The 17,901-nt window shown below is 63.0% G+C and carries 14 protein-coding genes and 1 pseudogene; 6 read left to right on the plus strand and 9 right to left on the minus strand.

Features of this window, described 5'->3' with window-relative positions:
- Positions 1-204 precede the first annotated feature (204 nt).
- On the plus strand, positions 205-1,551 hold the full coding sequence (hmgA, locus tag F3J19_RS00720) for a homogentisate 1,2-dioxygenase (RefSeq protein WP_167036169.1): 1,347 nt from the start codon (positions 205-207) through the stop codon (positions 1,549-1,551).
- Positions 1,548-2,846, plus strand: coding sequence for a fumarylacetoacetase (fahA, locus tag F3J19_RS00725; protein WP_167036172.1), 1,299 nt, complete (start codon positions 1,548-1,550; stop codon positions 2,844-2,846). The genes hmgA and fahA overlap by 4 nt, the downstream gene beginning before the upstream one ends.
- 18 nt (positions 2,847-2,864) lie before the next feature.
- Here fahA and F3J19_RS00730 read toward each other — a convergent pair whose 3' ends face one another.
- From F3J19_RS00730 to F3J19_RS32480, 3 genes are all read right to left on the minus strand, one after another.
- Complete coding sequence (locus tag F3J19_RS00730; RefSeq protein WP_167036175.1) at positions 2,865-4,022, minus strand: MFS transporter; 1,158 nt, start codon at positions 4,020-4,022, stop codon at positions 2,865-2,867.
- Between the two features lie 265 nt (positions 4,023-4,287).
- The gene (locus F3J19_RS00735; RefSeq protein WP_167036178.1) at positions 4,288-5,097 is read right to left on the minus strand and encodes a crotonase/enoyl-CoA hydratase family protein; all 810 of its coding nucleotides are present in this window, start codon (positions 5,095-5,097) and stop codon (positions 4,288-4,290) included.
- Between the two features lie 58 nt (positions 5,098-5,155).
- A complete protein-coding gene (locus F3J19_RS32480) occupies positions 5,156-5,377 on the minus strand; it encodes a hypothetical protein (RefSeq protein WP_240158658.1) in 222 nt (73 codons plus the stop codon).
- Between F3J19_RS32480 and F3J19_RS00740 the strand changes: the two genes are divergently transcribed.
- Positions 5,280-5,810: a hypothetical protein gene (locus tag F3J19_RS00740; RefSeq protein ID WP_240158637.1), complete on the plus strand. Its 531-nt coding sequence runs from the start codon at positions 5,280-5,282 to the stop codon at positions 5,808-5,810. The two genes, F3J19_RS32480 and F3J19_RS00740, sit on opposite strands and share 98 nt — an antisense overlap.
- A gap of 80 nt (positions 5,811-5,890) precedes the next feature.
- Here F3J19_RS00740 and F3J19_RS00745 read toward each other — a convergent pair whose 3' ends face one another.
- On the minus strand, positions 5,891-6,889 hold the full coding sequence (locus F3J19_RS00745) for a 2-hydroxyacid dehydrogenase (protein ID WP_167036184.1): 999 nt from the start codon (positions 6,887-6,889) through the stop codon (positions 5,891-5,893).
- Positions 6,890-7,175: 286 nt separating this feature from the next.
- On the opposite strand from F3J19_RS00745, the pseudogene F3J19_RS00750 reads away from it, so the two are divergent.
- Both F3J19_RS00750 and F3J19_RS00755 read left to right on the plus strand, forming a co-directional pair.
- Positions 7,176-7,328, plus strand: a pseudogene (locus F3J19_RS00750) (aspartate 4-decarboxylase); the annotation flags it as partial.
- A gap of 170 nt (positions 7,329-7,498) precedes the next feature.
- Positions 7,499-8,722 carry an alanine--glyoxylate aminotransferase family protein gene (locus tag F3J19_RS00755; RefSeq protein WP_167036187.1) on the plus strand — a complete coding sequence of 408 codons (1,224 nt, stop codon included), beginning with the start codon at positions 7,499-7,501 and terminating at the stop codon, positions 8,720-8,722.
- 123 nt (positions 8,723-8,845) lie between these two features.
- On the opposite strand, the gene F3J19_RS00760 is transcribed toward F3J19_RS00755, so the two are convergent.
- From F3J19_RS00760 to F3J19_RS00780, 5 genes are all read right to left on the minus strand, one after another.
- On the minus strand, positions 8,846-10,063 hold the full coding sequence (locus F3J19_RS00760; RefSeq protein WP_167036190.1) for a glycosyltransferase family 4 protein: 1,218 nt from the start codon (positions 10,061-10,063) through the stop codon (positions 8,846-8,848).
- A 51-nt stretch (positions 10,064-10,114) separates the two neighbouring features.
- Positions 10,115-11,383: a hypothetical protein gene (locus tag F3J19_RS00765; RefSeq protein ID WP_167036193.1), complete on the minus strand. Its 1,269-nt coding sequence runs from the start codon at positions 11,381-11,383 to the stop codon at positions 10,115-10,117.
- Positions 11,380-12,333, minus strand: a complete 954-nt coding sequence (locus F3J19_RS00770) for a glycosyltransferase family A protein (RefSeq protein ID WP_167036196.1) — start codon at positions 12,331-12,333, stop codon at positions 11,380-11,382. Before F3J19_RS00770 ends, F3J19_RS00765 begins: the two co-directional genes overlap by 4 nt.
- A 39-nt stretch (positions 12,334-12,372) precedes the next feature.
- On the minus strand, positions 12,373-13,506 hold the full coding sequence (locus F3J19_RS00775) for a GNAT family N-acetyltransferase (protein ID WP_167036199.1): 1,134 nt from the start codon (positions 13,504-13,506) through the stop codon (positions 12,373-12,375).
- Between the two features lie 114 nt (positions 13,507-13,620).
- Complete coding sequence (locus F3J19_RS00780) at positions 13,621-15,804, minus strand: polysaccharide biosynthesis tyrosine autokinase (protein WP_167036202.1); 2,184 nt, start codon at positions 15,802-15,804, stop codon at positions 13,621-13,623.
- Between the two features lie 809 nt (positions 15,805-16,613).
- On the opposite strand from F3J19_RS00780, the gene F3J19_RS00785 reads away from it, so the two are divergent.
- Positions 16,614-17,897 (plus strand): DUF1972 domain-containing protein, encoded by a 1,284-nt coding sequence (locus F3J19_RS00785; RefSeq protein WP_240158604.1) that lies wholly within the window; start codon positions 16,614-16,616, stop codon positions 17,895-17,897.
- Positions 17,898-17,901: the final 4 nt, after the last annotated feature.

A 17,901-nucleotide genomic window follows, 5' to 3' on the forward strand; every position in this document is an offset into this window, starting at 1 on the left:
CGAGCCGGGCTGTCGGCCGCGCGGCGTAGCAGGTCCGGCCCGCCATGCCGGCCGCGCAGTACGAAAATGGATGCGGAAACAAGCGGGCTGAATGCGGAAACAAGCGGGCGCGACACGGCAACACGGCCGCGCATCCGCAGCGAATGCCGGCCTGATCGCTTGACCGCCTGACTGGAAAGATCGCGTATTAACGGAGAACCTCGTATGGACACCTCATCACGCACGCCGGCCGCCGGACGCCTGCGGCCGGAAATCGAGCCGGGCTATCAGTCGGGTTTCGCGAACGAGTTCGCGACCGAGGCCTTGCCGGGCGCGCTGCCGAGCGGGCGCAATTCGCCGCAGCGCGCGGCCTACGGGCTGTACGCCGAACAGCTGTCGGGCACCGCGTTCACGGCGCCGCGCGGCCACAACCGCCGCTCCTGGCTGTACCGGATTCGCCCGGCGGCCATGCACCAGCCGTTCACCTTGATGCCCTCGGAGCGGCTCGTCGCCAATTTCGCGGCGATGCCGCCGACGCCGCCGAATCAGTTGCGCTGGGATCCGCTGCCGATGCCTGCCGAGCCGACCGATTTCATCGACGGTTGGGTGACGATGGCCGGCAACGGCGCGGCCGAAGCGATGAGCGGCTGCGCGATTCACCTGTACGCGGCGAACCGCTCGATGCAGGAGCGCTTCTTCTATAGCGCCGACGGCGAATTGCTGATCGTGCCGCAACAAGGGCGTCTGCATATCGCGACCGAATTGGGCCGGCTCGATATCGAGCCGTTCGAGATCGCGGTGATTCCGCGCGGCGTGCGTTTCGCGGTGAGCCTGCCGGACGGCAGCGCGCGCGGCTATATCTGCGAGAACTTCGGTGCGCTGCTGCGCCTGCCGGAACTCGGGCCGATCGGCTCGAACGGGCTCGCCAATCCGCGCGACTTCCTCACGCCGCATGCCGCTTATGAAGACCGCGAAGGCGCGTTCGAACTGGTCGCGAAGATGAACGGCCATCTGTGGCGCGCGGACATCGATCATTCGCCGCTCGACGTGGTCGCGTGGCACGGCAACTACGCGCCGTACAAATACGACCTGCGCCGCTTCAACACGATCGGCTCGATCAGCTACGACCATCCGGACCCGTCGATCTTCCTCGTGCTGCAATCGCAAAGCGATACCCCCGGCGTCGATACGGTCGACTTCGTGATCTTCCCGCCGCGCTGGCTCGCCGCCGAAGATACGTTCCGTCCGCCGTGGTTCCATCGCAATGTCGCGAGCGAGTTCATGGGCCTCGTGCATGGCGTCTACGACGCGAAGGCCGAGGGCTTCGTGCCGGGTGGCGCGAGCCTGCACAACTGCATGACGGGCCACGGCCCCGACGCGGATACGTTCGAGAAGGCATCGCAGATCGATACGTCGGTGCCGAAGAAGGTTGGCGACACGATGGCCTTCATGTTCGAGACGCGCACGCTGATCCGGCCGACCCGTTTCGCGCTCGAAACCGCGCAATTGCAGGCGCATTACTACGAGTGCTGGCAAGGCCTCAAGAAACACTTCAATCCGGAGCAACGATGAACGCGGTAAACGATTTTCAGGCGACGCTCGATCCGTCGCGCAAAAGCTGGGTCGAGTCGGCCAACGATCCGGCCAGCGACTTCCCGATCCAGAACCTGCCGTTCGGCATTTTCAGCGACCGTGGCAACGACGTGCCGCGCGTGGGCGTCGCGATCGGCGACACGATCGTCGATCTCGCCGCGTTGCAGGCGGCGAGCCTGCTGAACGTACCCGCGCAGGGCGTGTTCGCGCGCGATGCGCTCAACGACTTCATCGCGCTTGGCCGCGAGGCGTGGCGTAGCGTGCGCATCCAGCTGAGCCAGTTGCTCGCGCGCGAGTGCGCCACCCTGCGCGACGATGCCGCGTTGCGCGCGAAGGCGCTCGTGAGCCAGGCCGAGGCGCGCCTCCATCTGCCGGTGCGGATTCCGGGCTACACCGATTTCTATTCCTCGAAGGAGCACGCGACCAACGTCGGCTCGATGTTTCGCGATCCGAAGAATGCGCTGCTGCCGAACTGGTCGGAGATGCCGATCGGCTACAACGGACGGGCGTCGTCGGTGGTCGTGAGCGGCACGCCGGTGCGGCGCCCGAACGGTCAACTGAAGCTGCCCGATCAGGAACGGCCGGTGTTCGGCGCATGCCGCAAGCTCGATATCGAGCTGGAGATGGGCTTTATCGTCGGCGGCGGTAATGCGTTGGGCGAGCCGATTGCCTGCGAGGATGCCGAGGCGCATATCTTCGGCATGGTGCTGTTGAACGACTGGAGCGCGCGCGACATCCAGCAATGGGAATACGTGCCGCTCGGCCCGTTCAACTCGAAGACCTTCGCGACGACGATCTCGCCGTGGATCGTCACGCTCGACGCGCTCGAACCGTTCCGCGTCGCGCAGCCGCAGCAGGAACCGCAGCCGCTCGACTATCTGCGGCACGACGGCCAGCATGCGTTCGATATCCATCTCGAAGTCACCTTGCGCGCGCAGCACGCGCACGAGGCAAACACGATCTCGCGGACCAACTTCAGGCACATGTACTGGACGATGGCGCAACAGCTCGCGCATCACACGGTGTCGGGCTGCAATACGCGCGTCGGCGATCTGATGGGCTCGGGCACGATCAGCGGACCGACCGAGGATTCCTACGGCAGCCTGCTCGAACTGACGTGGAACGGCAAGAGGCCGCTCGAACTGAAGGAGGGCGGCACGCGCACGTTCATCGAGGATGGCGACGAGCTGACGCTGGCCGGATGGTGCCAGGGCGAGGGGTATCGCGTCGGGTTTGGCGTGTGCGCGGGCGAGATTCTGCCGGCGCTGCGCTGAGGCGCACGCCGCTCGCCGTCAGCCCGCCATCGCCATGCGCCGCTCGATCGACACCGACCACAGCGTGAGCAGCAGCGCACCGAACGAGGTCGCGACGCCGACCCACGGCAGCGTCGTGAGCGGTGCGCCCGCGCCGATCGCCATGCCGCCGAGCCAGGCGCCAGTCGCGTTGCCGAGATTGAAGGCGCCCTGGTTCAGCGTCGAGGCGAGGTTCGGCGCATGGCTCGCGCGATCGACGATCAGCATCTGCAGCGGCGGCACGATCGCGAACGCGAGCACGCCCCACACGAAGACCGTCAGCATCGCCGGAATGCGCGCGTGCATCGTGCCCGCGAACACGCACAGGATCACGACGATCGCGAGCAGGAACGCGATCAGCGAGGGCAGCAGTCGCCAGTCGGCGAGCTTGCCGCCGAGCGTGCTGCCGACCGTCAGGCCGAGGCCGAACAGCAGCAGCACGAGCGTGACCGCGTGCGGCGTGAAGCCGGTCACGTCTTCGAGAATCGGCGTGATGTAGGTGAAGGTGGAAAACAGGCTGGCCGAGGCGAGCACGCTGATGCCGAGCACCATCAGCACCTGCGGGTTCTTCAACACGCTGAATTCGCGCACGAGGCTCGCCTTCTGCATCTCGATCTTCGCGGGCAGGCATACCGCGAGCGCGGCCGCCGCCAGCACGCCGATGCCGGTCACGGCCCAGAACGTCGCGCGCCAGCCGACCGCCTGGCCAAGCGCGGTGCCGAGCGGCACGCCAAGTACGTTGGCGAGCGTGAGGCCGGTGAACATCAGGGCGATGGCCTGCGCGCGGCGATTCGGTGCGACGAGCCCCGCCGCGACCACCGAGCCGATGCCGAAGAACGCGCCATGACAGAACGCGGTGACGATGCGCGCGGCCATCAGCACCGCGTAGCCCGGCGCGACCGCGCACAGCAGATTGCCGACGATGAACACGCCGATCAGGCTCATCAGCGCTTTCTTGCGCGGCATATTGGCGACGGCGATCGCGACGATCGGCGCGCCGATCGTGACGCCGAGCGCATATGCCGACACGAGCATGCCCGCGGCCGGGATCGAGACGGACAGATCGCGCGCGACGTCGGGCAACAGCCCCATGATGACGAACTCGGTGGTACCGATCCCAAAGGCGGCAACGGCGAGGGCAAGCAGGGGCAAGGGCATGATGACGGGATACGAGGCGTGAAGCGGCGCGCCGGATACGCGCCGGACGGCGGACGTTGTCGGGGCGAGAACGCCGGCGCCGGGTCGGGTAAAACAGTAGGGGATTCTACCTAAGTCAAAACAGGCGTGCTCGCAGCCGGGACGGCTGTTGTTTTGTGCGGAATGTGCCGTAAAACAGGCTGTGGTTGCCAGGTTGCGAGGTTGCGGTTGTCCGGTTGTTGCCGTGCAGCGGCGAGTTCGCCTCATATCGCCTTACTCTATCGCTTCATTGACCGAACGTTTCCCCATGACGCCCCGCCCCCGAGACAAAGCGCGCCGCGCCCGCGACGCCTTCGGCGAACACCGCCTGATATCCGCCCGCGCCTTCGCGCCGCAGCGCCTCGGCGAGATCGTCGAGCGCACTGTTTTCCAATGCCGAGCGGCGGTCGGCCAGCAGGGCGGCCTGCGGCAACGCGGCAAGCTCGGCGGCCAGTTGCTCGGCCGCCGCGCGGGCCGTGCCGTGCGGCACCACGCGGTTGGCAAGACCGATCGCGAGCGCTTCGCGGGCATCGACCGCGCGGCCGGTCAGGATCAGATCGAGCGCGCGCGACAAGCCGATCAGCCGCGGCAGGCGGATCGTGCCGCCGTCGATCAGCGGAATCCCGATGCGCCGGCAGAACACGCCCAGCACCGCATCGTCCTCGACCACCCGCAGATCGCACATGGCCGCAAGCTCCAACCCGCCCGCCACCGCATGGCCCGCTATCGCCGCGATCACCGGCTTGCTGAAGTGCATGCGCGTCGGTCCCATCGGACCGGGGCCGCTGCCGTCGGCGCGCAGTTCGTTGCGGCGCGCGTCGTCGCCAAGCGCGCTCAGGTCCGCGCCCGCGCAAAACGTGCCGCCCGCGCCGAACAGCACCGCCGCGCGCCATGCGGGCTCGGCCTCGAAGCACGCGAACGCGGCGCCGAGCGCCTGTGCGATCGGGCGGTCGACCGCGTTGCGCCGCGCGGGCCGGTCGAGCACGATCGTAGCGAGGTCTTTGTCCTCATTTGTCTCGATTCTCACGTGTTCATTGAAATGCCGAGTGGCTATCATCGTTATGTACCTTGTAGGTCGGGGCTTGCCCGTTGGTATGGGCGGCGTGGCGGCATGCTCATGCAGCGCGATTAATCCGGTAGGCTGTCATGTTTCTTTCACATCCGGCTCGTAGCGTGAGCGCTCTATTTATGCGCTGGCGGCCTTCCGCCAGCTTGCCGAGCCCGCCTTTGTCCTTGCCTTTGCCCACTTCATCATCAACTGATGCGCCGATCTCCGCCGAAACGGTCTGGATCGTGCCGCTAAGCGCGCATTCATGGTACGACCATGTGCGACTCAAACGCGTGTTCGTCACCGACGGCACCCGCCACCAGGTGGTGCTCGTCGATCTTCGCAAGCTGCTCGTCTGCGCCGATCGCGACAACACCGACTATGTGCTCAAGCCGGTCGCCGAATGGCATACGGGCAAGGTGCGCGGGATTCGCGAGTTTCTCGATCCCGAGAGCCCGCGTATTCCGCAGATGCCCTACGTGACGATCACCACGCGCCGCGCGCCGGGGCTGCTCGGCTGGTTCGGTCTCGAACGCGAGGGCGTGGTGGCGTTCCGCAACGGCCAGCACCGCGCGCGCTATCTGGCCGAGGCCGGGGCGCGCTGGTGTCCGGTGGAAGTGCACGAGCGCGAGGCGGCGCTGCTGCGCGAGCTGTGCGGTGCGGCCGACGACGCCCGCACCGCGATTCGCGCGACCGGGCCGGACCGCGACCAAGGCGAGTAGCCCGGACGACCGGTTCGGGCGGGCCTGAAGTTCGCGTCTGAAGTTCCCACCTGACGTGCGCGCTTGCCTCTACTGCGCTGCTACCCCGCCGCATGCACGACGTTGCACGGCGTGCCGGCCTGCCATGCCGCGATATTCGCGAGCGTGGTCTGCGCGATCTCGTTCATCGCCTCGCGCGTGAAGAACGCCTGGTGCGCGGTGACGATCACGTTCGGGAACATCAGCAGACGCGCGAGCACGTCGTCCTGCAGCGGCAGATTCGAGTGGTCCTCGAAGAAGATGCCGCCTTCCTCTTCGTAGACATCGAGCCCGAGATGGCCGAGCTGGCCGTCCTTCAACGCGCCGACCAGCGCGTTCGCCTCGACGAGCCCGCCGCGCCCGGTGTTGATCAGCATCGCGCCGCGCTTCATCTTCGCCAGCGCGGCGCCGTCGATCAGATGGTAGGTGGCCGGCAGCAGCGGGCAATGCAGACTGACGACGTCGGATTCGGCCAGCAGCGTGTCGAGCGGCACGTAGCGCGCGCCGAGCGCGAGCAGGTCGGCAGCGGGCGTGCCCGGATCGTGCGCGAGCACCTGCATGCCGAAGCCCGCCATGATGCGCCCGAATACGCGGCCGATGATGCCCGTGCCGATCACGCCGACCGTTTTGCCGTGCAGATCGAAGCCGAGCAGCCCGTGCAGCGAGAAGTCGCCCTCGCGGGTGCGAGCGACCGCGCGCGGCAGGCGCCGGTTCAGCGCGAGGATCAGCCCGACCGCATGTTCGGCGACCGCATGCGGCGAGTAGGCCGGCACGCGCGCGACCAGCATGCCGAGCCGTTCGGCCGCCGCGAGGTCGACGTGATTGAAGCCCGCCGAGCGCAGCGCGATCATGCGCGTGCCGCCGGCATGAAGCCGTTCGAGCGTGGCGGCGTCGACCGTGTCGTTGACGAACGGGCAGACCACTTCGTAGCCCGCGGCGAGGACCGCGGTTTCGCGATCGAGATGGGATTCCTGGAAATGCAGCTGGTAGCCGTGCGCGGCATTGGCTTCGGTGAACGTGTCGCTATCGTATTGACGGCAGCTGAACAGGATCATGCGCATATCGGACTCCGAAGAAGACGTGTTCAGGCGTTTGTTTTCGCGAAATCGGCCCGCGTCGAAAACGAGATTGATAAGGTCGCGGAACTGCAATATTGCTTGAAAAGCATTCCGAACGAGGCCTGTTCAATCAGGCCGAAAGAACTCCGCCAATAGCGGATTATCTGTTTCACGATATTAGGCGACTTCGCGAGGAAAGAGCGACTGTCCGGCGTACGGGAGATCGTTTCGGCTTGCCACACCGCAACGACGCTGCGCGATCTGGCAATTTTGCCGAGTCGTCGGCTATTCGCATCGCGACAACGTGCACGACCGGCTGCCCGGCGAATTGCCGCACGACGTGAAGAAGGAACTGCACCAGCGCGACGAGTCGGTCACGACTGGGCCCGGCGGGCTCGAGTTCATCGACCGATTCTTCGCCGACAGCCGCATGGTCGCGCTCAAGATGAAGTAACTGTACCGGCGCGCGGGCCGATACAGCACTGCCCAGGCATGCGTGCCGAAAAACTTGCGCAATCGCGCGGTTCGGTGAATGATCGGACGAACGGCCTCGCTGGCTTAACCGCCACGAGGCCGTTCGTTCCCTTGCGCCTGAATATTCACGTACCGATCATGCCGATTTCCTCATCCTCTACCGTTGCTTCGTCCGTCCCCTGTCCGGTTGTCGAATCGCTCGACGCCATCCTGCCCGAAGAACCGCTGCTGATGATGGGTGCCGGCCCCGTGCCGATTCCCGCCGCCGTCGCCAAGGCCAATGCGATCGTCATCAATCACCTCGGTGGCACGATGGCGAAGGTCGTGAACCAGGTGAAGACGATGGCGCGCTATGTGTTCCAGACGCAGTCGAAGTGGGTGCTCGGCGTCGCGGGACCGGGATCGGGCGCGATGGAGATGGCGATCTCCAATCTCGCGTGGGAAGGCACGCGCATGCTGTGCATCAAGAACGGCTTCTTCAGCGATCGCATGGCCGACATGGGCCGGCGCGTCGGCGCGCGCGTGAGCGTGCTCGAGGTCGCGGACCGTACGGTCGCGAGTCTCGAACAGGTGGCCGAGGCGATCCGCCGCGAGCGTCCCGAGGTCGTGACGGTCGTGCAGGGGGAAACCTCGAACACGGTGTGGAACCATCATCTGAAGGACATCGCCGCCATTGCGAAGGAAGCGGGCGCGCTCGTGATCGTCGACGCGGTTTGCACCTTGAGCACGATGCCGCTCGAAATGGACGCGTGGGGTATCGACGCGGTGATTACGGGCGGGCAGAAGGGGCTGTCGTCGATTCCGGGCGTCTCGCTGATCGCGTTTTCCGATGCGGCCTGGGCGCGCGTGAAAGGCCGCACGGTGCCGAATACGCACTGGTGCCTCGACGCGTCGCTCGCGGAAAACTTCTGGCACAACGCCGGTTATCACTACACGGCGCCGGTGTCGGGCGTGCTCGCCTTGCACGAGGCGTTGCGGCTCGTGTGCGCCGAGACGCTCGAAAAGCGCTTCGCGCGCCATCTGAAATGCTCGCTCGCGTTGCAGCAGGGCGTGACGGCAATGGGCCTGCAACTGTATGCGCCGGAAAATTGCCGGCTCAATTCGGTGGTCGGCATCGAGGTGCCGGACGGCCTGAGTCCCGCCGACGTGTGCGCGCATATCTCGCGGCAGCATCAGGTGGAAATCTCCGGCTCGTTCGGTTTGCCGATCGTGCGCATCGGGCAGATGGGCGAGCAGTGCCGCGAACACAATCTGTTCCGCACGGTGCATGCGCTCGGCCGCACGATGGTCGATCTCGGCGTCAAGGTCGATTTGCCGGCGGGCGTGGCGGCGTTGGAGCGGGGGGTGTCGGGGGGACGCTAGGGGGCGCTAAAGGAGCGTCACGGTCGGCCGGGTTTCTCCCGGCTGTATCGCGGGCGCTTGCCGATGCGGCGTGCGCGGCGATGGCGGCCTTCGTGTTCCGCAGGTCCTTCGCATTCGAGAGGCTTATGCGCGCCCCCTCGAAGGCAGCGACTCGTACACGTCGCGAATGCGCCGATAGTGAACGTCGGCGGAGAATTGCTGCTCGGCTTTACGGCGCGCGGCGCGGCCCATATCGTTGCGGCCGCGCTGCGCCCAGATTTTTTCCACGTAGTGCTTGAGCGACGGCACGTCGCGCGGCTCGAATACGTAGCCGTCTTCACCGTGTTCGATCAGTTCCGGTATGCCGCCGATGTTCGACCCGATGACCGGCCGGCCGCATGAAAAACTTTCGAGGATCGAGATCGGGCAATTCTCGTAGGCTTCGGCCGGCAGAATGGCCGCGGCGCTTCCGCCGACGAGCGAGTACAGTTCGCTCCCGCTTTTGAATCCGGTGAAACGGATGTTGGGGCTGGCCGCCGCGAGTGCTCGCGCGTCGGCAAGAAAACTGCCTTCCCCTACGATGACGAGAGGCACGTCCGGCAATTGCCGGAATGCTTCGATCAGCGTGCCGATGCCTTTCGAGCGCTCGATTCTGCCGAAATAAACCATATAGCGTCCGGCTTCGGACTGCGGTACGAATTGTTCGAGATGAACGAAATTCGGCACGACCGTGATCCTGTTCGCATCGATTCCGTTGGCCTGCATTTTCGCGGCGAAGAATCGGCTCACCGCGACGAAGCGATCGATCGCATCCACGCTGCCGAGCCAGCGCGAAACGTAGGCTTCGGACGTCGAGATCGCGCTGCGCAGATAGGAGCCGCGATTGCACCGATGTACCAGCGCGTGCCAGTAGTCGCGCCCGTGGCAAAGCTCGCATGGCTTGCCGTCGCGGCTGCACGTATAGACCGGGCAGATCAGCTTGTAGTCATGGACCGTCTGCACAATGGGAATGCCGGCGTCCTTCAACACGGGAAGAATCGATCCCGTGAGCTTTCCATAATAGATATGCAGATGGGCTACGTCGAATTGCCGCACCGAAAGAAGCGAGCGGAGATTGCGCTTCGCCGCCTGCGAATAATGGAAACGGGCGACATCCATCACCGACGGCGCTTCGAAATCCGCTGCTGCCGGAAAGAACTTCGACCACTCGGAAGGCAGGTCTTTCTCGCTACGCGCGCAGAAAGGCACAACCCCATGGCCGCGCTGCGCGAGCAGTTCGCCGAGGGACAGAAAGTAGCTGTCCGAGCCGCCTTTGATAAAGAAATTCTGCGAGACGTTCAGGATGGTCGAGGGTATCGTCATGGTCGAAGCGTTTTCTGGTGCGGGCGAGGTATTGCGGTAGCGCGCCGGTCCTCAGTCGGATAGATAGCGCTCCGAACTCTCGATATGCCGCGAAAACATGCCGGCCAGAAAGTAGAAAAGCGACATCACGAGGAAGTTGTTCACGATGTTGTCGGAAAAGAAATAGATGAACAGGAAGATCGCGGGTATGGACAGGAAGCGGATTCCCATCCGCCTGACGATCAGAACGTTCATCGCGATGAAGCAGGCCAGCATGCCCGGTCCGAGTTCGAAGAAGAACCGGATGTAGTCGTTGTGCGGAAGCAGCTTGAGATCGGTCAAACGCAAACTGCTCGTGACGCCAAAGCCGAACAGTTGCTGCGTGAGCGAGCCGTCGGCGTAGAGCGTGAACAGATTGATCCAGTGCTTGAGCCGGAAGATCAGCGAAATGTCGCTGGTGCCGACCGCTTCGTAGATCTCCTCGTAGCTCATCGCGCCGAGTCCCCAGAGTCCTCCTGCCTGATCCATCACACGGGACAGCGACGTGAAAGCGACGGTGGCGCGCGTCACGACCTCCAGCTCGCTGCCGAACAGCATCACGAACGCAGCGGCAAGCGAGCCCAGCAAGACAATCCGCAGCACGTTGAAGCCGAGATAGACCAGGTAGAGCGCGAGCAGAATCGCCAGCATCGCGCCCAGCGTCTTGAAGGCGATCGCGCAGGCGAGCAGATAGAGCGTGACGATCCAGTGGCGGGCGCCGCCTAGCATCAGCGTCCACGAACTGACGACGGCAAACAGAATGGCGTTGTTGCGATTGGCGAAGAACGAGAGCGAGATTTCGTCGAGCGGATCGAAGCTCGAACCGCCGTACAGATCCCGCAACGAGAACGCGACGGGCAGTGCGACGAACAGCACGACCATCAGCCTGCCGGGTGCGCGTTCGAGAAAGTCCGCTTCGGTCGTGGTGCCGGCGAGGAAGAACAGGAAAATCGCCAATATTTTCAGGCTTTCGCCGATGTTTTCCTGCCCCGCGTTCAACGTCAGGTTTCCTAGTGAAAAGAACGCGGTGAATCCCAGCAGAATCGTGCAGGTGCGATCGAGCTGATGGATTCTTGTCGCCAGCAGTATGCCGATGTACAGCACGAAGGCGATCGCATAAGCGTCGGAGGCGAGCTTGAGCGCGTCGCTGCCGCCCGAGAGCGACCATATCAGCAGGATGAGGACGTAGCCGAACTCCCAGCGCAGCAGCGACAGATATGAAAAACGCTGGCTCGAATGAGTCAGCCCGGCGGCCGCGTGCAGATCCATCCGGTTTTCGCTGGAATCGTAGGGCGTCGTCATGCCGGCCGGCCTGTCAGGATGTGCCGGCCGGCATTGCGCGAAAAGGCGCGCAAGGCGAACCAGAGATGATCGAGCCGGCTACGATGGCGCACATTGAGTACACAGGCGGCGACCTGGAAGAACAGCAACGTGTAGCGGCAGAGGTCGGCGCGCCGTTCGAGACGTGGCCACAGGAAGTTCCTCAGCCGCTCGGGATCGATCGCCGCCCCCGCCTCCGACCAGTTGAGAAGGGCGACGGCCAGATGGGCGCGCCGTTGCGGTTCGCGCGACGCACGACCGATCTGCGCATCGTGAATCCGGTAGCGAACGAGCGGCTGGGCGATATTGCAGAGCTTGCCGTGCTGCGCGAGCACCGACCACAGGCGGTAGTCCTCGGCGAATTGATAGCGTGCGTCATAGCGCAGATCGTGATCGCGAAGCGTGCGGGCGCGCAGCATGACGCTAGGGTGTCCGAAGCAGGTGCCGAACAGCAGGGCCGCTTTGCACATGGCGTCGTGGCGGGGAAATTGCAGTGATCCGGTGACGGCGCCGAACTTGAGCAGGTCGCTGCCGCAGGCGACCACCGCGGGGTCGCGCTTCAGCACGGCCAGCTGGATTTCGAAGCGCCGCGGCAAGGCAATGTCATCCGCGTCCATGCGGGCGATGAATTCCGCGCTGGCGAGTTCGAGCCCGAAGTTCAAGGCGGCAACGATGCCGCGGTTCGGCGTATTGAAGAGCGCAATGCGCGCGTCGCGTGCAGCGTAGGACTCGACGATCGCGCGGGTGCCGTCGCTCGATCCGTCGTTGATGACGAGGAGTTCGAAGTCGGGCATCGATTGAGCGAGAATCGAGTCGATGGCTTCCGCAATGTGCGTTTCGCCGTTGAACACCGGCAGAACGACGGACACGGCCGGCCGCTGCGCTCCCGCCGTGTTCCGGTTGCACGCCACGTCGACCATCGCGTGATTCATCTGTTTCCTCCTGGGCTCGCGCGAAACCGGAGCCGTGATTCACGTGTTCGGTGATGGCTGGGACGGCTTGCGGGATGTCTGGCCGCGAACCCATGTCCGGGTCGTGCCGAGCAGATGTTTGATACGAAACGCGAGTAATCCGAGCGGGCTCGTCGCGATTTCGAAGCTCTCGTTCGGCGAGACGTTATTGCTGCTCCAATAGACCTTGAACCGCTCGGTGCCGACGCCGAGATCGACGTCGAATCCCCGTTCGAATGCACGCTCCATTTCTATTTCCCTCACGAGCAGGCCGGGCTCGAATTTGGCGTACCGTTTGTCGAAGGCGCCGATCAGGTTGGTCTGGCTCGTTTTGCCCATGCCGATGAGGTTGGCGGCAATCGGCTCTCCGTCGAGCGTGACGATGAACAGGTGAGCTTTCGAGAGCTCGTCGGCTGAATTCAGCAACGCGATGAGATAGCGCTGATACGTGGGCGATGCGAGCCATGTCGACGCTTTTCCCCGGCTCGATGCCCAGTCGCGCTTGGTCGTGAGGATCCACTCGATCCACTTTTCGAAAGAGTCCGAGTCTTCCATGCCGAGTTGCCGGATGACCAGATTGCCTTCTTTGGCGAGCCGGCGATAGCGTGCGCCGGGCAGTTTTTTCTCCAGTCTGCCAAGGCCGGTGCAAAAGGTATTCCAGTCCATGGAACGCGGGAAGACCACTTTCATCGAAATGTCGTTCGACATCGCCATGATCCGCGCATGCCGCGATGCATGTTCATGCAAGGGCGTGCCGGTGTCGACATAGGGCACGATGAAGAGGTCGGCGCTGCAACGCTTGCACGCTGCTTCCCAGGCGCTTGCAATCGCGCGCGATTTATGCGGGCCTTCCGTGACCAGCATGCTGGTGTGCTCGATCGTTCCAGGGGTGAGCGGATCGAGTACGTTCCAGAACAGACGCCGATGGCTGACCAGCGGCCAGACAAGCAGGAGTTTTCCGTTCTCGCGGTAGACGACGCAGTGTAACCGTCTGCCGAGCGGCTGCGCGACCTGGGTCCAGCACAGGAGGCAAACGGTGAAGGCCTGAAAGTGAAGCCCATTGGCCTCGCTCCACAATGCGTCCCATTCGGCTTGCAGCGACTGGAAGACCGCAGGATCGGTCACGACGACGATTTCAGAAGTACTTGCGCCCATGCGCTCTCCTCGCGACGACGCCAGCCTGTCGAGGCTGGCTTCATGTGTTCGTGAACCGGTTTGAGTTGCGCGTCGATCCGGGATCGAATGCCGCGCGGGAATGTCAGCGAGCGCTTATTGATGGTCCTGGCCGTAGTCCTGTACGTATGCGTGAGTGCCGTAACGGCGCGCCAGTTCATAGTTGGCCGCGTGGACCTTGACCGCATTGAGCAGAATGCCGCTGACTTTCGCACCCGATTGCGCGAGGCGCTTGACCGCCGCGTCGATCTCTCCCTTCAGCGTTTCGCCGAAACGCGCGACCAGAAAGATCGTTCCCGCGACGGGCACCATCATGCCGATGTCCGACACGGCGAGAATCGCGGGCGCGTCGATCAGCACCATGTCGTAGTGCCGCGATGCGTACTCGACCGTTTCCGCGAAGCGTCCGCTCGTCAGCAGATCCGCGGCGTTCGGCGGGTAGATGCCGGTCTGCAGCAGATCGAGATTGCGCTGGACGTTTTTGACGACGACGTCCTGCAGCGAGCAGCGGTTCGACAGCACGTCCGCGAGGCCGTCCCCGCGGGCGACGCCCAGATGCTGTTCGAGGCGGCCCTTGCGCAGGTCGCCGTCGATCAGCAGCACGCGCTTGCCGCCTGCGCCAAGCACCGTCGCCAGGTTGACGGACAGGAAGGACTTGCCGATGCCGGGCAGCGGGCCGGCCAGCATGACGACGTTGTTGCGCGCGCCGACGGCGGCGAACTGCAACGCGGAGCGCAACATGCGCAGACTTTCGATCGCGGGATCGTGCGGGTGGCAAGTCGCGAGGGGCAACTGCTGCGGCAAGCCGGCTGCGGCGCGCCGCATGATCGCCGCCTGTTTTTCGCTGAACGGAATTGTCGCGTAGACGCTCAAGCCGGTGGACGATTCGATGTCCTCCGTATCGGTCACACCGCGAAACAGCCGGTCGCGAGCCAAGGCCACACCGGCGCCGAGCAGCAGCCCGCCCATCAGTCCGGCCGCGAGAACGAGCAGTTTCACGGGCTTGACCGGGCGCAGCGGCACCTCGGCTGAATCGACGAGTTGCACGGAGCCCGCGGTGCCCGCGCTGAGCACCTGCATCTCCTGAATCTTGCTGCGCATCGCGGAGTAGAGTTCCTCGCTGATGCGCAGGTCCCGCAGCCGCCGGAGCGCATCCTGCTCGGTGAGCGGCATCTGTCTGATCTTGCCGTTCAGCCGGTTGATGGCCTGCTGCGTCGTAGTGATCTGCTGGTCGATTGCGGTGACGTCGGCGGACGAGGCCGAAAACGTCGCGAGTTTCTGTTCGCGCGTGCGCTGCAGTCCCACGAGTTGCGCCGTTTCGTCCGCGAGCTGTTTGGCGAGCAGATGGCTTTCCTCGCTGATGTCGATGATGCCGTGCTGATTGCGATAGGTGTTATAGGCCGTCTCGGCCTCGTTGACCTGTGCCTTCATCTGCGGCAGTTGTTCGTTCAGACGGGTGAGCGATGCCTTGGCGATATCCGACTTGAGCTTGATGTTCCATTGCAGGTATTGCTCGCCGATTTCGCCGATGGTCTGCGCGATCCTTTGCGGATCGTTGCCTCTGAGCGAGGCCATCAGAATGCCTGATTTATTGCCTTGCTCCGTGACCTTGACAGCTTTCTGCAATTCGTCGACCACCAGTTGCTCCGGCCGGCGCTGAATCATGAACTCTCCACCCGGCGCGCTATGGATTGCCTCGACGAGCAGGGTGATCGGTCCCGCATGCGAGACGAACTGCTCAGCTACGCCGATTTTGCCTGTTACCGCCGCGGGCAGGCCCGGGCCTGTCAGTTCGTACTGGTTGTTTGCGAGCGTCCGCAGACGGAACGTTTTTCCCCGGAATTGCTCGGGCACCTCGAAATTGCTTACCTCGATGGTTTCGTTGCCCCATACGAAACCGCCCAGACCCAATATTCCCGGCGTCGAAAGATCATTGGCCTGCCGTGCGATGGCCGCTCCGATAAGAGGGAAATAGTGGGGTGACGCCTCGATATAGAGCTTCGACTGCGTGACCGCCTTCCATAGAATATTTCGCGAATCGAGTAGTTGAGCTTCGCGTTCGGCGGAGGATTTTTCGTTGAAAGGTCGCGACACATAATTGAGCAGATCTTTTTGAGCGGCCGATGTGGTGTCGCCGGTTTCGTCGATCTTGACCAGAATGCGTGACTCGTACACCGGAGGACTCAGGAACGCGTAGCCGCAGGCGAGCAAAAACACGATGGCCGCGATGGCGCCAATCATGGTTTTGTGACGAAGCAGCGTTTCGAGCAGCGTCGTCATATTTATTTCATCCGGACGCGCGCGAGGTTTGCCGCGTGTCTGCTCTGCCTGCCTCATAGTCACCTCATGGAGAAATGCTGTGCCGCTTCCTGCGGGAAATACACGCGAGGCCCAGCGGATTGAACCGGCGATTGCGCCGGGACTGGCCTCGCAGCATGGATACGGCGTAGTGGGAAGAGCGGATTCCACCACGGCGCAACACTAGCATTGGTATCCGGCCCGCTGTGCGTGCCAAGCCACATTGAACCATCGTTTATGTCGAGCCTGAATCCTTTTAATCCGACAAATTATCTGGCTTTATACGCCATGGCGGAATTTAATATCCTGGATTATTCGTGTGAAAATATGAATGATTTTCCGGGTGGAATGATGATTTGTAATGAAAAATTGACACATTAATTTTGAGATATAAATTTCATATGAATCAAGGTTAACCCGCCGGGTTGAAATTTGCCGAGGGAAAAGTTCGCTAGCGCACATAGCCGGAAAATGCCGAGGTTCTATGATCGTTCCCGTTTGTTTTGAAGCGGGCCGGATAGTAAAAATTAAATCGGCGAGCGGATATCAACGAACGAGTGGCGTAATTCGCATAAGAGCATGAAAATCCCCGGTCTTCCGGTGTTGGGTCCGCCGTATATGGAGTAACGCCGTCTGAAATATCTCTTAAATCAGTCTTCATAATTCCGTGCGGCATATTTCGATTCGCACACGCCGTTCACGAATCGACGCAGGCGCAAATCAAAACTGAAAACGAGACGATCTATCGATCGGGTCGACGCACGTCTGTCGATCCGCTCGGGAAGAAGCAGATGCCGCTCTTCGCTGCTTCCGGCGAACTCGATTCGAGCCGCGCCGGTAGGCGCGCGAGTGGGATCGTCTGCGTGAAAAACAGACGTTGCGCCGCCGCGCGGTCATTTGCGCCCGGAGCTAAATGTATGACAGGCAACAAAACGATCGCCATTCTTGGTACGCGTGGAATACCGGCACGTCATGGAGGATTCGAAACGTTTGCGGAACGGCTTGCGTTTCATTTGCGCGATCATGGCTGGACCGTGACTGTGTATTGTCAGGGCACGAGAGGAATGCGGCAGCCTGTCGACGACACATGGCAGGGCATTCACCGCATCACGTTTCCGGTGAGCCGCGAGGGCGCGGCCGCGACGCTGGAGTTCGACTGGACCTGTGTTCGCGACGTGGTCAGGAGCCGGCCCGGTGTTGCATTGACGCTCGGCTATAACACCGCGCTCTTCTGCTTATGGATGCGGCTGCGCGGCGTAAAAAATATCATCAACATGGACGGCCTCGAATGGCGGCGCGACAAGTGGCGCAAACACGAGCGTGCGTGGCTATGGCTCAATGAGCGCATTGGTTGCTGGGTCGGGGATCATCTGGTCGCCGATCACCCGGTGATTGCAGATCATCTGTCGACGCGCGTGTCTCGCAGCAAGATCACGACCATTACTTATGGCGCGGATCGTATCGAGCATGCCAGTCCGGACCGGCTGAGGGAGTTATCCCTGACTGCGGACAGGTACGGCATTCTGATCGGCAGACCCGAGCCCGAGAACTCCATACTCGAAGTAGTCCGGGCGTTTTCGCACAAACGGCGCGGCGCCAAACTGGTGGTGCTCGGCAATTATGAGCCGGGCAAGCGGCCTTATCACCGTCGCGTGATGGAGGCGGCAAGCGACGAAGTGGTCTTTCCCGGCGCGGTTTATGAAACCGAGATGATACGGTCACTCAGGTATTACGCGAGGTTCTATCTTCACGGACACAAGGTGGGGGGAACCAACCCGTCGCTGGTCGAGGCGTTGGGTGCCGGAAGTGCCATCATCGCGCACGATAACCCGTTCAACAGATGGGTCGCGGGCTCGGAGAACCGCTACTTTTCATCGACGAGCCAGTGCGAACGTCATATCGAAGATCTGTTGCGGGACGATTCGGCGGTCGCGAAAATGCGCGCGGTCAGCCGGGAACGCTTCGCGAGCATGTTTCAATGGTCCGGCATTCTCGACGAGTACGAGACGTTACTGGAGCGCTATTGCGACAATGCCAGCGAGCCGCTGGCATTCAAGCCGCAGAAGCGGCTTTGATTGA

Source organism: Burkholderia sp. Ax-1724, from assembly GCF_011752995.1.
In the GTDB taxonomy this organism is placed as follows: Bacteria; Pseudomonadota; Gammaproteobacteria; order Burkholderiales; family Burkholderiaceae; genus Paraburkholderia.

Excerpts from the sequence above, each read along its gene's own strand:
- fahA (WP_167036172.1), top strand. The coding sequence starts at position 1,548 with ATGAACGCGGTAAACGATTTTCAGGCGACGCTCGATCCGTCGCGCAAA.
- F3J19_RS00775 (WP_167036199.1), bottom strand. The coding sequence starts at position 13,506 with ATGGGCGCAAGTACTTCTGAAATCGTCGTCGTGACCGATCCTGCGGTC.
- hmgA (WP_167036169.1), top strand. The coding sequence starts at position 205 with ATGGACACCTCATCACGCACGCCGGCCGCCGGACGCCTGCGGCCGGAA.
- F3J19_RS00735 (WP_167036178.1), bottom strand. The coding sequence starts at position 5,097 with ATGATAGCCACTCGGCATTTCAATGAACACGTGAGAATCGAGACAAAT.
- F3J19_RS00755 (WP_167036187.1), top strand. The coding sequence starts at position 7,499 with ATGCCGATTTCCTCATCCTCTACCGTTGCTTCGTCCGTCCCCTGTCCG.
- F3J19_RS00765 (WP_167036193.1), bottom strand. The coding sequence starts at position 11,383 with ATGACGACGCCCTACGATTCCAGCGAAAACCGGATGGATCTGCACGCG.
- F3J19_RS00770 (WP_167036196.1), bottom strand. The coding sequence starts at position 12,333 with ATGAATCACGCGATGGTCGACGTGGCGTGCAACCGGAACACGGCGGGA.
- F3J19_RS00745 (WP_167036184.1), bottom strand. The coding sequence starts at position 6,889 with ATGCGCATGATCCTGTTCAGCTGCCGTCAATACGATAGCGACACGTTC.
- F3J19_RS00785 (WP_240158604.1), top strand. The coding sequence starts at position 16,614 with ATGCCGCTCTTCGCTGCTTCCGGCGAACTCGATTCGAGCCGCGCCGGT.
- F3J19_RS00760 (WP_167036190.1), bottom strand. The coding sequence starts at position 10,063 with ATGACGATACCCTCGACCATCCTGAACGTCTCGCAGAATTTCTTTATC.
- F3J19_RS00730 (WP_167036175.1), bottom strand. The coding sequence starts at position 4,022 with ATGCCCTTGCCCCTGCTTGCCCTCGCCGTTGCCGCCTTTGGGATCGGT.
- F3J19_RS00780 (WP_167036202.1), bottom strand. The coding sequence starts at position 15,804 with ATGACGACGCTGCTCGAAACGCTGCTTCGTCACAAAACCATGATTGGC.